This window comes from Microbacterium sp. ZW T2_14 (assembly GCF_044987405.1).
GTDB lineage: Bacteria > Actinomycetota > Actinomycetes > Actinomycetales > Microbacteriaceae > Microbacterium.
The window spans coordinates 1-15,763 of sequence record NZ_JBJDRK010000042.1 but is presented as its reverse complement, the minus strand read 5'-3'; the positions used below and the strand labels follow the sequence as shown (position 1 = coordinate 15,763).

General features: G+C 70.6%; 10 protein-coding genes. 5 read left to right on the top strand and 5 right to left on the bottom strand.

Translation table 11 applies throughout. The annotated features are described in order from the left end of the window. Position 1: 1 nt before the first annotated feature. From treZ to glgX, 3 genes are read right to left on the bottom strand one after another with little or no spacing between them, the layout of a single operon-like run. A complete protein-coding gene (treZ, locus tag ACI3KY_RS14330) occupies positions 2-1,735 on the bottom strand; it encodes a malto-oligosyltrehalose trehalohydrolase (protein WP_404930832.1) in 1,734 nt (577 codons plus the stop codon). After that, a complete protein-coding gene (gene treY / locus ACI3KY_RS14325) occupies positions 1,732-4,077 on the bottom strand; it encodes a malto-oligosyltrehalose synthase (RefSeq protein ID WP_404930831.1) in 2,346 nt (781 codons plus the stop codon). The genes treZ and treY overlap by 4 nt, the downstream gene beginning before the upstream one ends. A 16-nt stretch (positions 4,078-4,093) precedes the next feature. Next, on the bottom strand, positions 4,094-6,307 hold the full coding sequence (gene glgX / locus ACI3KY_RS14320; RefSeq protein WP_404930830.1) for a glycogen debranching protein GlgX: 2,214 nt from the start codon (positions 6,305-6,307) through the stop codon (positions 4,094-4,096). 311 nt (positions 6,308-6,618) lie between these two features. Between glgX and nirB the strand changes: the two genes are divergently transcribed. The 4 genes from nirB to ACI3KY_RS14300 are packed head-to-tail and all read left to right on the top strand — an operon-like array spanning position 6,619 to position 11,496. Further along, on the top strand, positions 6,619-9,198 hold the full coding sequence (nirB, locus tag ACI3KY_RS14315; protein ID WP_404930829.1) for a nitrite reductase large subunit NirB: 2,580 nt from the start codon (positions 6,619-6,621) through the stop codon (positions 9,196-9,198). After that, positions 9,195-9,593, top strand: coding sequence for a nitrite reductase small subunit NirD (gene nirD / locus ACI3KY_RS14310; protein ID WP_194415203.1), 399 nt, complete (start codon positions 9,195-9,197; stop codon positions 9,591-9,593). Before nirB ends, nirD begins: the two co-directional genes overlap by 4 nt. Further along, positions 9,590-10,363 (top strand): uroporphyrinogen-III C-methyltransferase, encoded by a 774-nt coding sequence (gene cobA, locus ACI3KY_RS14305; protein WP_404930828.1) that lies wholly within the window; start codon positions 9,590-9,592, stop codon positions 10,361-10,363. Before nirD ends, cobA begins: the two co-directional genes overlap by 4 nt. Continuing rightward, the gene (locus ACI3KY_RS14300; RefSeq protein WP_404930827.1) at positions 10,360-11,496 is read left to right on the top strand and encodes a uroporphyrinogen-III synthase; all 1,137 of its coding nucleotides are present in this window, start codon (positions 10,360-10,362) and stop codon (positions 11,494-11,496) included. Before cobA ends, ACI3KY_RS14300 begins: the two co-directional genes overlap by 4 nt. Before the next feature lie 18 nt (positions 11,497-11,514). Here ACI3KY_RS14300 and trmD read toward each other — a convergent pair whose 3' ends face one another. Further along, the gene (gene trmD / locus ACI3KY_RS14295; protein ID WP_404930826.1) at positions 11,515-12,216 is read right to left on the bottom strand and encodes a tRNA (guanosine(37)-N1)-methyltransferase TrmD; all 702 of its coding nucleotides are present in this window, start codon (positions 12,214-12,216) and stop codon (positions 11,515-11,517) included. Between the two features lie 184 nt (positions 12,217-12,400). Between trmD and ACI3KY_RS14290 the strand changes: the two genes are divergently transcribed. Continuing rightward, on the top strand, positions 12,401-13,834 hold the full coding sequence (locus tag ACI3KY_RS14290) for an MFS transporter (RefSeq protein ID WP_404930825.1): 1,434 nt from the start codon (positions 12,401-12,403) through the stop codon (positions 13,832-13,834). Between the two features lie 186 nt (positions 13,835-14,020). On the opposite strand, the gene ACI3KY_RS14285 is transcribed toward ACI3KY_RS14290, so the two are convergent. Continuing rightward, a partial coding sequence (locus ACI3KY_RS14285) for a sulfite reductase flavoprotein subunit alpha (RefSeq protein ID WP_404930824.1) occupies positions 14,021-15,763 on the bottom strand: 1,743 nt, incomplete at its 5' end.

The window sequence follows — 15,763 nt, the reverse complement described above, 5'->3', positions numbered from 1 at the left end:
ATCAGTCCGTCCCGGTCGTGACGACGAGCGCTGAACGCGGCGGCAGCACGAGCACGTCTGGCTCAGCTTCCGCTCCGGGATCGGTGGACAGCAGTATCCGCCGCGGTCCGCTCACCGGCAGGTGAAGGATCACGGTGGAGAAGTTGACGATCACCTCGGTGCCGCCGCGCTCGAGGCGGAACCAGCGCGCGTCCGCGTCGGCCGTGGCCGCGATGTGGTGGAAGTCGGGGTCGGTGAGTTCGGGGCGCTGCCGTCGCAGCGCGAGGAGGTCGCGGTAGAGAGCCAGCGTGCGGGCATGCGTGCCGGCATCCTTCTCCTCCCACCGCAGGAGGGAGCGCCGGAACGTCTCAGGATCCTGCGGGTCCGGCACGACGGACTCGTCCCACCCCATGCGGGCGAACTCCGCCTTGCGACCGCGGGCGGTGGCCGCGCCCAGCTCCGGTTCGGGGTGGGACGTGAAGAACTGCCAGGGCGTGGAGGCGCCCCATTCCTCGCCCATGAACAGCATCGGTGTGAACGGTGCGAGCACCGTGAGGACGGCTGCGATGGCGAGACCGCCTTCGTCGAGCGTCTGGGAGAGGCGGTCGCCGGCCGCCCGGTTGCCGATCTGGTCGTGGTCCTGCGAGAACGTCACGAGCCGCCACGTCGGGATGCGGGGGTCGATGGGGCGTCCGTGTTCGCGGCCGCGGAACGACGACCACGTGCCGTCGTGGAAGAAGCCGCGCGTGGCCGCCTTCGCCAGCGCGTCGAGGGAGGCGAAGTCCGCGTAGTAGCCGGTGGTCTCTCCGGTGAGGGCGACGTGCAGCGCATGGTGGTAGTCGTCGCTCCACTGCGCCGTGAGCCCGTAGCCGCCGGCCTCGCGCGCCGCGATCAGCCGGGCGTCGTTCAGGTCTGATTCTGCGATCAGCGTGAGCGGCCGTCCGAGGTGGGCGCTGAGCGCATCGACGGACTCCGCGAGCTCCTGCAGGATGTGGACCGGTCCGTCGTCCTTCAGCGCGTGCACGGCGTCGAGACGCAGGCCGTCGACGTGATGGTCGCGCAGCCACATCAGCGCGTTGTCGACGATGTAGCGCCGGACCTCGGCCTCGTCCAGGTCGACGGAGGAGCCCCAGGTGTTCGACTCGGCGTCGCGCAGGTACGGTCCGAACTCGGGCAGATAGTTGCCGCTCGGGCCGAGGTGGTTGTACACGACGTCCTGGATCACGCCGAGCCCGGCCGCATGGCATGCGTCGACGAAGCGCTGATAGGCCGCCGGCCCGCCGTACGGCTCGTGGACGGCGTACCAGAGCACACCGTCGTAGCCCCAGTTGCGTACGCCGTTGAAGCCGTTGACCGGCAGCAGCTCGACGAAGTCGACGCCGAGCTCCACGAGGTGCCCGAGCCGGCGGGCCGCGGCATCCAACGTCCCTTCGGGTGTGAAGGTGCCGATGTGCAGTTCGTAGACCACTCCCCCGGCCAGCTGTCGCCCGGTCCACGAGCCGTCGTTCCACTCATGGACGCCGGGATCGAAGACGGCGCTCAGCTCGTGAACGCCGCGGGGCTGGCGGCGCGACCGGGGGTCGGGACGTGCTGCCGCCGCGTCATCCAGGACGAACCCGTACTCGTCGCCGTGCTGCAGCTCGACTTCGGAGCACCACCAGTCGCCGCCCACGCGGGTCATCGGCGTGTCGGCACCGCGGCCGGGCACACGCAGCGCGACGGTCTCGGCCCGCGGGGCCCACACTTCGGGGATCATGACGGCTCCCCGGGGATCAGCAGCGCGACCGGATAGACGTCGAGCAGCTCCGCCAACGAGATGTGACCGGCGAAGGACCGCCCGGTGAGCACGTCGGTGGTGGGTCCGGCGTGCCGCAGGAGGACCGTGTCGCCCCACGGGGATCCTGTCGCCTCGCCTCGCCGTGCCAGCCCGACCGGGAGGCGCGTGGCCACGGCCACCGCGCCGCCGCGGTCGGCCGCGATCGCGTGCTCGGCGGCCGAGCCGACCACCGACATGGGTGTGTAACGCGTGAACAGGTCGGGGCGGTCGCGGCGGAGCCGCAGCGCCCGGGAGGTGACGAGCAGTTTCGCCGCACCGCTCCGATCGACCATCGGCTGCTCGCCCGCGTCGATACGCGACAGCAGCCGACGGCGTTCGTCGAAGTCGACCGCCCGGCGATTGTCGGGGTCGACGAGGCTCTGCTCCCAGAGCTCGCTGCCCTGGTACACATCGGGAACGCCGGGACCGGTCAGCTGCAGCAGCTTCGCCGACAGCGCGTTCGACCAGCCGGCGCCCTCGATCTCGGAGACGAAGCTCTCCACGCGCGCCGCCACGGCAGGATCGTCGAACGCCGCGTCCACCGCGGCGTGCAGGCGCCGCTCGAACGCAACGTCGGGCTCCAGCCATGACGTCGCCTCGCCGGCCTCCCGCGCTGCTTTCTCGGCGTACGCGTGCAGGCGCTCACGTGACGCGGGCCAGGCACCCACGATGGCCTGCCAGAGCAGGGCGTCGAAGGGTCCGTGGCCGGTGGTGGCGGCATCCGTCAGCTCTCCCAGCACCTCGCCCCACCGCTCGGGGATCTCGGAGAGCACCGCGAGGCGCGCGCGCACGTCCTCGCCCCGCTTGGTGTCGTGCGTCGAAAGGGTCGTCATCGAGTGCGGCCAGGCAGCGTGCCGAGCCGCCTGGGCGGCATGGAACTCGTCGGTCGACAGCGCGAACACGGACGGATCCGCGCCGACCTCGGTGAGAGTCCCGAGACGGGATGCCCGGTAGAACGCCGTGTCCTCCACGCCCTTGGCCATCACCATGCCGCTGGTCTGCTGGAAGCGCAGAGCGGCGGGATGCTGCGGGTCGGCGAGCACCGGAAGGACCGCGTCGAGCGTGGTGGCGAGGTCGGGCCGCTGTGCGCGGGCGGCGTGGGCGGCCTCGTCCAGGTGCTCGCGACCCGCCGGCAGATACGACCGATACACGGGGAAGCGCGCGAGGAGCTCGGCGAGCGCATCCTCTGTCACGGGATCGTCGGGCGCGCCGAGCTCGCGCGCGAGACGACGCACCTCGGAGCGCAGGATCCCCTCGCCGATGGCGCGCTTCGTCGCCGCGATGACCTCGGGCCAGGGCGCTCCGGCGGGCAGGTGCGAATGGTCTCGGAGCCGCGCGTCGAGAGCGTCCAGCTGCGCTTCGCCGGCCGCATCCACGAGTACCCGATCGATGGCGGCGAGCGCCTCGTAGCCGGTCGTGCCGTCGGCGGCGAAGAACTGCGGCAACGTCTCGCGGTGCTCGAGGATCTTCTCCACGAGGACGTAGGCGCCACCGGTGAGATCATGCAGGCGCTCGAGGTACTCCACGGGGACGCGCAGGCCGTCGGGGTGATCCACCCGCAGGCCGTCGACGAGACCGTCGGCGAACCAGCTGGCGATCTCGCCATGGCTGGCAGCGAAGACCGCCGGGTCCTCGACGCGCACCGCCGCGAGACTCGACACGCCGAAGAACCGGCGGTAGTTGAGGTCGGAGGACTCCCGGCGCCACGCCATCAGCTCGTAGTGCTGCCGCGCGTGCACGGCGAGCACGTCGTCGGGATCGGACGCCTCGCTTCCCGGAGCGAGCGGGAACCGGTGGTCGTAGTAGCGGAGTTCGCTCGCCTCGACGCGAAGGGTGCCGGCCGAGGCCGCCTGCTCGAGGTCTTCGCCGAGGACCGGCAGCCGCACCTTGCCGCCGCCGAACTCCCAGTCGATGTCGAACGCCGACGCCCAGCGCGACCTGGGGCCGTGCGTCAGCACGTCCCACCACCACGGGTTCTCTTCGGGGCGCGCGACGCCGACGTGGTTGGGCACGATGTCGACGAGGATGCCGCGACCGGCCTCATGGAACGCGCGGGCGGCGCGCTCGAGGGCCGCCCGCCCACCCCGTGCGGGGTCGACGGAGGTCGGATCGACGACGTCGTAGCCGTGATCGGACCCCTCGGAGGCGGTCAGGAGCGGTGAGAAGTACACCCAATCGACCCCGAGGTCGCTCAGGTAGCCCCGGAGGGCGACGGCGTCGTCCAGCGTGAACGACGGCCGGATCTGCAGACGATACGTGGACGCGGGACGCGACGTCGGCATGACTCTTCGGATCCTCTCAGTGGCGGAGCTCTGCGCGCGGAGCTGCGGACCGCACCTCGTCCGGTCCGACCGGGTTGGCGGCCGCCAGCGACGCCGCGACGGAGTGGTCGACCTCGGGTTCGGGCAGCTCATGCTCCCGCAGCACCATCAGCGACCGGGCGGGCACCTCCAGGGTCGACCCCGGCTCGATCGGCTCGGTGTTGGCGTGGACGCCAGCCGTGTCGACGATGACGTCCCACTTCGGGCTGAATTCCACGGCGGGGATCAGGAAGTCCACGGTCTCGTCGCCCGCGTTGAACAGCACGATGAAGTGGCTGTCCGAGATGGCCTCGCCACGGCGGTCCCGTTCGCGGATGCCGCCCCCGTTGAGGAAGACCGCGACGGCCCGCCCCACCCGGGAGTCCCAGTCCTCCGGCTGCATCTGCGAGCCGTCGGGGCGCGCCCACACGATGTCGGGGATCGGCGCACCTTCTTCGCGGCGGACCGGGCGTCCGTCGAAGAAGCGACGGCGACGGAACGTCGGGTGCTCACGACGCAGCCGCGCCAGAGCCGCGGTGAACTCGAGGAGCGGCTGGTCGGGCGCCGACCAGTCCACCCAGGTGATCTCGTTGTCCTGCGCGTAGCCGTTGTTGTTCCCGCCCTGCGTGCGGCCGAGCTCGTCGCCGTGGAGCAGCATCGGAACGCCCTGCGACAGCATCAGCGTGGCGATGAAGTTGCGCTGCTGGCGGGCGCGCAGCGCCAGCACGGCCGGATCGTCGGTGGGTCCTTCGACGCCCCCGTTCCAGGAGCGGTTGTCATCGGCGCCGTCGCGGTTGTCCTCGCCGTTCGCCTCGTTGTGCTTCCCGTTGTACGAGACGAGATCGCGCAGCGTGAATCCATCGTGCGCGGTGACGAAGTTGATCGACGCCACCGGCCGGCGCCCGGAGTGCTCGTAGAGGTCCGAGGAGCCCGTGAGTCGCGAGGCGAACTCGCCGAGGGTCGCGGGCTCGCCGCGCCAGAAGTCGCGCACGGTGTCGCGGTACTTGCCGTTCCACTCCGTCCACTGAGGTGGGAAGTTGCCGACCTGGTATCCGCCGGGGCCGACGTCCCACGGTTCGGCGATGAGCTTCACCTGCGACACCACCGGATCCTGCTGGACCAGTTCGAAGAAGGTCGACAGCCGGTCGACCTCATAGAACTCGCGCGCGAGCGTCGACGCGAGGTCGAAGCGGAAGCCGTCGACGTGCATCTCGAGCACCCAGTACCGCAGCGAGTCCATGATGAGCTGCAGCGTGTGCGGGTTGCCGGCATTGAGGCTGTTCCCGGTGCCGGTGTAGTCGGTGTAGTAGCGCTTGTCGTCGTCTTCGAGGCGGTAGTACGCCTCGTTGTCGATTCCCCGCATCGACAGCGTCGGGCCCAGGTGGTTCCCCTCGGCGGTGTGGTTGTACACCACGTCGAGGATGACCTCGATGCCCGCGGCGTGCAGGGCCTTGACCATGGCCTTGAACTCCTGCACCTGCTGGCCGCGCTCACCGCTCGAAGAGTAGGTGTTCTGCGGCGCGAAGAATGCGATGGTGTTGTAGCCCCAGTAGTTCGAGAGGCCCTTCTCCTCGAGCGTCGAGTCGTCGACGAACTGGTGAACCGGCATCAGCTCGATCGCGGTCACGCCGAGCTTCTCGAGGTGCTCGATGATCGCGGGATGCGCGATCGCGCTGTAGGTGCCGCGGATCTCCTCGGGGATCGCGGGGTGCAGCTTCGTGAGCCCCCGCACGTGCGCCTCGTATATGAACGACTCCGCGTACGGCGTCTTCGGCTGCCGGTCGCCGCTCCAGTCGAAGTACGGATTGACGACGACGCCCATCATCTGGTGCGAGGCGGAGTCGTCGTCGTTGCGTGAGTCGGGATCGCCGAAGTCGTAGCCGAACACGGCCTGCCCCCAGCGCACCTGGCCGTCCACCGCCTTGGCGTACGGGTCGAGCAGGAGCTTGTTCGCATTGAACCGCTTGCCCGTGGCGGGATCGTACTCGCCGTGGACCCGATAGCCGTACCGCTGTCCGGGCTGGATCGACGGCAGATAGCCGTGATGGACGAAGGCGTCGACGTCGACGAGCTCGACACGGGTCTCCGTGCCGTCGTCGTCGAAGAGGCACAGTTCGACGCGGTCGGCTCCTTCGCTGAAGAGTGCGAAGTTGGTGCCGCTGCCGTCGAACGTCGCCCCGAGCGGGTACGGGGAACCTGGCCAGATCTGCATGCGACCTCCATTTCGGCGGGGCCTTCACCCTAGCGGGCGCGGCCGAACGCGCAGTCGGGGTGGCGCCCAGCCGCGCAGGCGCGGTATGCGCGTCCCGGCACGTCGTTCTCACACCCCTGGCACACGGGCTGTGAGAGAAACGTTCGCTCGGGGTAACGGCGGGCGGTCAGGCGGTGAAACACCACGCTCGTAGCGTCAGCATCACCGAGACCTACGCCCCACGAGGAGGAGCCATGGCGCACCGGGACCGTGTCGAAAGCCGGAAACATGACGCTGACGCTGCTGCAACATCCGCCGCGTACGGTGACGACATGAGCGACACCCCTGCCCTCGGCACCCACGTGGTGGTCGTCGGTGCGGGCATGGTCGCGCACCGATTCGTCGAGAGCCTGCTGAGCAGGGCCGGCGAGCAGTGGCACATCACGCTGATCGGCGAGGAGCAGCGTCATCCGTACGACCGCGTGGGCCTGACGGGCTTCTTCGCGGGCGCGTCGGCCGAGGATCTCGAGCTCGAGCGCACCGTCCTCGAAGACAGCCGCGTGCGCTTCCTCCGCGGCGACGCCGTGACCCGCATCGATCGCTCGGCGCGCCGCGTGACCACGCGCAGCGGCACGAGTGTCGCCTACGACAGGCTCGTGCTCGCGACCGGCTCCTACGCCGCGCGGCTCGCGGTCGACGGATTCGGCCTGGAGGGATGCTTCGTCTACCGCACGCTCGACGACGTCGAGAAGCTCGAGGAGTTCGTGCAGCGGCGTTCCGCAGAGCTCGGCCGACCGCTCGTGGGCACCGTGATCGGCGGCGGTCTGCTGGGCCTCGAAGCCGCCGGTGCCCTGCAGGGGCTCGACGTCGCCTGCACCGTGGTGCAGTCCTCCGACCGTCTGATGTCGGCCCAGCTCGATCTGGCCGGCGGCAACGCGCTGCGTCGGCTGATCGAAGCGCGCGGTATCGCCGTCAAGACCCAGACGGTGACCACCCGACTGGACCCCGACAGGACGGGCCAGGTCACCGGCCTCGAGTTCCGGGACGGCTCCTACGCCCGCACCGACGTGGTCGTGTTCACGGTGGGCGTGCGTCCGCGCGACGAACTGGCGCGCGGCGCGGGCCTCGACGTGCACGAACGCGGCGGTGTGCTGATCGACGACGGGTGTCAGACCTCCGACCCGCGCGTGCTCGCGATCGGCGAGGTCGCCAACTACGACGGCATGTGCGTCGGACTTGTCGCACCGGGCTATGCGATGGCGGAGGTCGCGGCGACGAGACTCCTCGGCGGCGAGGCATCCTTTCCCGGCTACGACCTGTCGACGAAGCTCAAGCTGTCGGGTGTCGATGTGGCGAGCTTCGGCGACGCCTTCGCCGAGACCCCCGGCGCCCTCGACGTCACCTACGCCGACCCGGTGGCCGGGGTCTACAAGAAGCTCGTGCTGTCGGACGACGCCAAGACGCTGCTCGGCGGCATCCTCGTCGGCGACGCCTCGGCGTACGGCTCGCTGCGGCCCCTCGTCGGCGGTGCGCTCGGCGGCGATCCGGCCGCCTACCTCATGCCCGAGGGCGGTGTCGCGGCGCCGACCGGCGACCTTCCCGACGACGCGCTCGTGTGCTCGTGCAACAGCGTCACGGCCGGCCGCATCCGCGGTGCGGTCCATGACGAGGGCTGCACCGACGTCGCCGGCGTCAAGGCGTGCACGAAGGCGGGAGCGGCCTGCGGCTCGTGCGTGATGATGGTCAAGAAGATCGTCGGCACCGAGCTCGCGAAGACCGGCGCGGCGCTGAGCAACGCGATCTGCGAGCACTTCGACATGTCGCGCCGTCAGCTGTTCGACGCCGTCCGCGTGTCGGGGTTGACCACCTTCAGCGCCGTGATCGAGCGCTTCGGCACCGGCCGCGGCTGCGATATCTGCAAGCCGGCCCTCGCGAGCATCCTCTCGACGCTCGTGCGCGGGCACGTCCTCGACGGCGAGAACGCGACGCTGCAGGACACCAACGACCACGTGATGGCGAACCTGCAGAAGGACGGCAGCTACTCGGTGGTCCCCCGCATCCCGGGCGGTGAGATCACCCCCGAGGGACTCGTCGTGATCGGCCAGGTCGCGCAGGACTTCGGTCTGTACACGAAGATCACCGGCGGGCAGCGCATCGACATGTTCGGCGCGCGCCTCGAGCAGCTGCCGGACATCTGGCAGCGCCTCGTCGAGGCCGGGTTCGAGTCCGGTCATGCCTACGGCAAGTCGCTGCGCACGGTGAAGTCGTGCGTCGGATCCACGTGGTGCCGGTACGGCGTGCAGGACTCCGTCGGCATGGCCGTGCAGCTCGAGCTGCGCTACCGCGGCCTGCGTTCGCCCCACAAGATCAAGCTCGGTGTCTCGGGCTGCGCACGGGAGTGCGCCGAGGCGCGCGGCAAGGACGTCGGGGTCATCGCCACCGAGGCCGGCTGGAACATGTACGTCGGCGGCAACGGCGGCTTCACGCCGCGCCACGCGGTGCTGCTGGCCGAAGGCCTCAGCGACGAAGGGCTCCTGACCGCGATCGACCGCTTCCTGATGTACTACATCTTCACCGCCGACCGCCTCCAGCGGACGGCGCCGTGGTTCGAGGATCTGGACGGCGGCATCGACGGGCTCCGTGCGGTGATCTTCGACGACAGCCTGGGCATCTGCGCCGACCTCGACGCCGCGATGGCCGCGCACGTGGAGTCCTACGAGGACGAGTGGAAGGCCACGCTCGAGGATCCCGAGAAGTTGCGCCGGTTCGCGTCCTTCGTGAACGCGCCGACGACTCCCGACCCCTCGCTCGCCTACACGGCCGAGCGGGGACAGCCCCGACCCGCGACCGAGGACGAGCGCGCCGATTCGCGCGTGCTCATCGCCGGAACGACCCTGGAGGTGCGCCGATGACGCTCGTCGACCCGCAGACGGCCGAGTACACCGCTCCCGACGGCTGGGTGCGCGTGTGCGCCCTCGACGACCTCGAGGTGGAGCGCGGCCGCGCAGCCCTCTTGGGCGGCACGCAGATCGCACTCTTCCTGCTCCACGCACCGGACGGGTCGGGCGGGCGCGTGCACGCGGTGTCGAACCTGGACCCGTACAGCCACGCCCACGTCATCTCGCGCGGCATCGTCGGAACCCGGCAGGACGTGCCCACGGTCGCGTCTCCGATGTACAAGCAGGTCTTCGACCTGCGGACGGGCGCGTGCCTCGACACCCAGGGCAAGGAGCCGAAGAGCCTGCACGTCTGGCCGGTCGCGGTGGATGACGGACATGTCCTGGTCCGCTGGGAGGGCGAGCGATGACCGGGCGGATGAAGGACGCCGTGGGACGCGTCGACCTCATCGGCGGCGGTCCCGGTCCGATCGACCTGCTCACCCTGCGCGCCTGGCGACTGCTCCAGCGCGCGGAGGTCGTCGTGATGGACCGGCTGGGGCCGACCGACATCCGCGACCACATCGGGCCGGACGTCGAGGTCATCGACGTGGGCAAGCATCCCGGACACCACCCGGTGCCGCAGGAGGAGATCAACGACCTCCTCGTCGCCCGGGCACGCGACGGCAAGCGCGTCGTGCGCCTCAAGGGCGGCGATCCGTTCGTCTTCGGCCGCGGCGGCGAAGAGGTCGCCGCCTGCCTGGCTGCCGGCATCCCCGTCGACGTGGTCCCGGGAATCTCGAGCGCCATCGCGGTGCCCCAGGCCGCCGGCATCCCGGTGACCCATCGCGGTGTCGCCGGCGCCGTCCACATCGTCAACGGCCCCTCCGAGGTCACCGAGGCGACGCTGGCGGCGCTCCGTGACGACAGTGTGACGACCGTGATCCTGATGGGCGTCGGCGCACTGCCTCGCATCGTCTCCGATGCGCTGCACGCCGGCGTGCCCGCCGACCGCCCGGTGGCGATCGTCGAGCGCGGACACCACCGCGATCAGCGGACGACGCGCAGTACGCTGGGCACGGTGGTGTTGGATGCCGGACGTGCCGGTGTGCGAACCCCCGCCGTCATCGTCGTGGGCGACGTCGCCCGTGCCGGGCTGCTGCAGCCCGAACACCAGCTGGCAGGTGACACCGTCCTTTGAGCTCCACCACCCGCCCCACCCTGTCGGCCGCACTCGACGGCTGCACGATCGTCATCGCCGTCGACCGTCGCTCGTCCGAGCTGGCCGCGGCCCTCGAACGCCACGGCGCGCAGGTCCGCCACGCGCCGGCGCTCACGATCGTGCCGCACATCGACGACGACGCGCTGATCGCAGCCACGCGCGAGCTCATCGCGCGTCAACCCGACGTCGTGGTCGCCACGACGGGTGTGGGATTTCGCGGATGGATGGAGGCGGCCGACGAGGCAGGGCTCCTCGACGATCTGCACGCCGCGCTCGCCCGTGCGCAGCTCGTCGCCCGCGGCCCCAAGGCCCGCGGCGCGATCCAGCAGGCTGGTCTGACCGCCGACTGGGTGGCGGAGTCCGAGACGTCCGTCGAACTCGGCGAGTTCCTCCTCGCGGAGGGCGTCGCCGGCAGGCGGGTCGCCGTGCAGCACCACGGCTCCGGCGCCGACGGCCTCGACGAACTGTTCACGCGTGCCGGTGCCGACGTGGTGAGCCTCACCGTCTACCGCTGGGGTCCGCCGCCGGATCCCGCGGCGGTCTCGCGCTCGGTCGTCGCGGCCGCGGCGGGCGAGGTCGACGCCGTGCTCTTCACCTCCGCACCCGGCGCCGCCGAGTGGATCACCGCTGCCCGGAACGAAGGCGTGCTCGAGGCGATCGTCGAGCGCGAGACCGAGCGGCGCGTGCTCATGGCCGCCGTCGGACCGATCACCGCAGGCCCGCTGCAGGATGCGGGGCTTCACCCACTGATCGCCGAGCGCGGCCGCCTCGGCTCTCTCGTCCGAGCCGTCGTGACGCATTTCGGCGGCGGCGGCGCGGCATCCCTTCCCACATCCGCAGGCAGGCTCGAGCTGCGCAGCGGCGGGATCGTCCTGGACGGACGGCATATCCCGCTCTCGCGCAGCGCCACCGACATCGTCGCGGCCCTGTTCGATGCGCGGGGCGGCGTGGTCTCACGTCCGCGGCTGCAGGCGGCGCTCCCCCGGTCGGGAGAGAATACGCATGCGGTCGAGATGGCCGTCGCACGGCTGCGCGAGGCGCTGGCCGTGCCCGACCTGGTGAAGACGGTCGTCAAGCGCGGCTACCGGCTCAACGTCATCGAACCCGCCTGAGCGGCGTCGGCGATCTCGTCAGGGCGCCGATTCCGGTGCGGGCTCCTGCAGCAGGTCGGGGCGGTGCGTCCGGGTGCGCTCGAGGCTCTGCTCGCGCCGCCACGCGGCGATCGCTCCGTGGTTGCCGCTCAGCAGCACCGGAGGAACCTCCATGCCCCGCCATTCGGCAGGCTTCGTGTAGCTGGGGTACTCGAGCAGACCCAGCTCGTGCGACTCCTCCACGAGGCTCTCGGGGTTTCCGACGACGCCGGGGATGAGGCGCGACACCGCCTCGATGACCGCCATGGCGGCCACCTCGCCGCCGTTCAGCACGTAGTCCCCCAGGCTCACGAGCCGCACGCGACCGCGCGCGGCGTAGTGGTCGACGACGCGCTGGTCGATGCCCTCGTAGCGTCCGCACGCGAAGACGAGGTGCTTCTCCTCCGCCAGCTCCCGCGCCATCGGCTGCGTGAACAGCTCGCCGGCGGGTGAGGGCACCAGCAGCACGGCGTCCTCGCTCAGCAGTTCGTCGAGCGCCTCGCCCCACGGCTCCGGCTTCATCACCATGCCCGCGCCGCCGCCGTAGGGGGTGTCGTCGACGGTGCGGTGACGATCGTGCGTCCAGTCGCGCAGATCGTGGACGTGCATGTCGAGGATGCCGCGGTCACGGGCCTTGCCGATGAGCGAGACGCCGAGCACGTCGAAGAACGTCGGGAAGATCGTGACGATGTCGACGCGCATGCCTCCGAGTCTAGGAGGCCGCCGTGTTTCCGATGTGTGACGGCGCATCCACCTCGGCAGGGGGTGTGCGGTGACGCAGAAGTGATCGAGAAGTAACCGCGCGGGCTGACGGGCGGAAACACCGCGTTCCTAACGTGGGGGACACACTCACCCCCACGTGTTTGCTCACCCTCAGGGAGGCGCCATGACCACGACCGATTCGCCGTCGACGACGGATACCGCAGCATCGCCCCGCACCATCTCGCCGGCCGACGCGCCGGTCACCCTCGCGCATCGCCCCGGGCGCTGGATCGACGGCTGGAACCCGGAGAACGGAGCCTTCTGGGAGTCGCAGGGCCGCAGCATCGCCCGCCGCAACCTCGGATGGTCGATCTTCGCCGAGTTCCTCGGCTTCATCATCTGGCAGCTGTGGAGCATCGTCGTCGTGATGCTCCCGGCCGCGGGCTTCACGCTGTCGAGCTCTGAGCTGTTCTGGCTGATCTCGCTGCCGAGCCTCGTCGGGGCGACGCTCCGCTTCCCCTACACCTTCATGGTGGCGATCTTCGGCGGGCGCAACTGGACCATCGTGTCGGCGGGTCTGCTGCTCATCCCGGCCACCCTGCTCGGCTTCGTCGTCGCGAACCCCGAGACGCCCTTCGGCGTGCTGCTCCTGGTCGCCGCGCTCGGCGGTGTCGGCGGCGGCAACTTCGCGAGCTCGATGGCCAACATCACGTACTTCTTCCCGCAGAAGGAGAAGGGGTGGGCACTCGGCCTCAACGCCGCCGGCGGCAACCTCGGCACGGCTGTGGCGCAGTTCGCCGTGCCGATCGTCGTCACCATCGGAGCCGCTGCCACCATCAACATCTCGCTCGCGGGATGGATGTGGATCCCGCTCATCCTCGTCGCCATGTGGGGCGCATGGCGCTACATGGACAACCTGTCGTCTGCCAAGGCCGATTTCGCCGGTGCTGCCGGTGCCCTGCGCGAGCCGCACCTGTGGCTCATGGCCCTGCTCTACATCGGCACGTTCGGATCGTTCATCGGCTTCGCGAGCGTCTTCCCGAAGCTCATCGCCGACCAGTTCCCCGAGTACTCGTCGTTCCAGATCGGGTCGGCGTCGCTGACGCTGGCCTTCCTCGGCGCCCTCGTCGGCTCGCTCGCCCGTCCGTTCGGCGGAAGACTCGCCGACCGGATCGGCGGTGCCCGCGTCACGGTCGGCGCGTTCTCGGTCATGGCGCTCGGCGCGCTGTCCCTCATCTGGACCATGCCGATGCAGAACTTCTGGGTCTTCCTGGGCTGCTTCCTCATCCTCTTCGCCGCGACAGGTGTGGGCAACGGGTCGACATACCGGATGATCCCGAGCATCTTCGCGGCTCGCGGCCTGGCCAGGCATGCACTCCCCGGCACGCCCGAGGGCGTCATGCTGCAGCGCAGGGCCGCCGCGGCCCTGGGCCTCATCTCCGCCATCGGCGCGTACGGCGGCTTCCTCATCCCGCAGGTGCTCAACGCCTCCCAGCTGGCGACCGGCGGGTACACCGCCGCGTTCTACGGCTTCGTCGGCGCGTACGTCGCGCTGATGATCATCACCGTCGTGGTCTACGTGATCCCGCGCACGTCGCTCGCCGGCCAGCGCATCTGACGCAGAGACCTGACAGAACGGGATGCCTCACCCCGAGGCATCCCGTTCTTTCATGCGTCCTCCCGGGACTCGCGGGAGGGCAGTTCTCGGCGCCCACGGAACCGCGAAAGGGCACTTCTCCGCACGTCACAGCGCGCGGAGATCCCGCCTTTCGCGATTCCTCGCGGCGGGGCGGCGGACCGGGGGTCAGTACACGTCGCGGACGTAGCGCTCCTCGGCGGCCAGCGTGCGCGTGTACTCCGACGCGGCCTCCTCCGAGAGCTTGCCGTGCTGCTGCGCGATGGCGACGAGCGTCGCGTCGACGTCCTTCGCCATGCGGGTCGCGTCGCCGCACACGTAGACGTGGGCGCCCTCCTCGAGCCAGCGCCACAGCCGCGCACCGTGCTCGATCATGCGGTCCTGCACGTAGACCTTCTGCCGCTGGTCGCGCGAGAAGGCGAGGTCGAGCCGCGTGAGGAAGCCGTCCTCGCGCATCTCCTCCAGCTCCTCGCGGTAGTAGAAGTCCGTCGCGGCGTGCTGCTCGCCGAAGAAGAGCCAGTTGCGGCCGGTATGGCCGTCCGCCCGGCGATCGTGCAGGAAACCGCGGAACGGCGCGATGCCGGTCCCCGGGCCGATCATGATCATCGGCGTATCCCCCGCGGCGGGCGGCCGGAAGGCGGGTGATCGCTGCAGGTAGACCGGGGCCGAGGCGGCGTCGCCGTCAGCGAGGAACGTCGAGCACACGCCGCCACGCGCCCGGCCGGACTCCGTCTCGAAGCGCACCACCGAGACCGTCAGCTCCACGGTGTCGGGGTCGCTCTTGGGGCTGGAGGAGATCGAGTACTGGCGCGGCTGCAGGCGCTTCAGCACGCCGACCCAGTCGGCGGCGGTGGCGGCGACCGGGAAATCGCGGACGAGGTCCACCGCCTGCTGGCTCCACAGGAACTGCTCGAGGCGGCCCTTGTTCTCTCGCCGGAGCAGAGCTGACAGCGTGCCGTCGCCGCTGCGCTCCGCGATGAAGCGGACGAGGTCGAGCGGTGTCTTGGTGATGTCGAGCCGGGTGCGGAGGGCGTCGACGAACGTGCGCTCCTGGCCGTCGAGCTCCACGATCGTGTGCGGCACGATCCCGGTGGCCTCGAGCCACTCCGCGACGACACCCGGCGCGTTGGCGCAGACCACTCCCAGGGAATCGCCCGCCTCGTATCGCGCGCCCGTGTCGGAGAGGTCGAACGCGATGCGGCGCACCTCCTTCTGCGAACCCGGGCCGCTGAGCAGGTCGTTGCGGACGAGCGTCGCGCCCACCGGGTTCGAGCGGCTGAAGAATCGGCGGGCGGGGGGCGCCTGGAGCCCGGCTGCTGCTCCCCCGGGAGCGAGCGACCCGGCGCCCGCACCCTCCGCCACCAGAGTCTCGAGGATCTGGGTGAGCCAGGCCGCCCGGGGCTCCTCGGCATCGGGCTCGAGGTCGACGCGCTCGAGGAGCGCCGTCGCGCCGAGCTCACCGAGCCTCGCATCGAGCCTGCGCCCGTGGCCGCAGAAGTCGTCGTAGTTGGAATCACCGAGCGCGAGCACCGCGTAGCGCAGACCCGACAGCGCGGGTGCGCCGTCGGCATTGAGCTCGTGCCACAGCGCCGCCGCGTTGTCGGGCGGACCGCCGTCACCGAACGTCGACGTGACGACGAGCAGCCGGCGCACGGCAGTCAGATCCGACGCGCGCAGCTCGGCCATGCTGCGGGCGCGTGCGGGGATGCCGCGGGCGCCGAGTGCCTCGGTCGCCGCCGCGGCGAACTCCTCGGCGTTGCCGGTCTGCGAGCCCCACAGCACCACGACCTCGTCCTGGGCGCCGGCCGTCGGCATCCCGCCTGCGACCGTGGTTCGCGAGTAGGCGCCGGCGAGCACGCCGTCGAACCAGGCGCGCGCCCGCGCACCGAGCGGCGCCTCGACGGGCAGCAC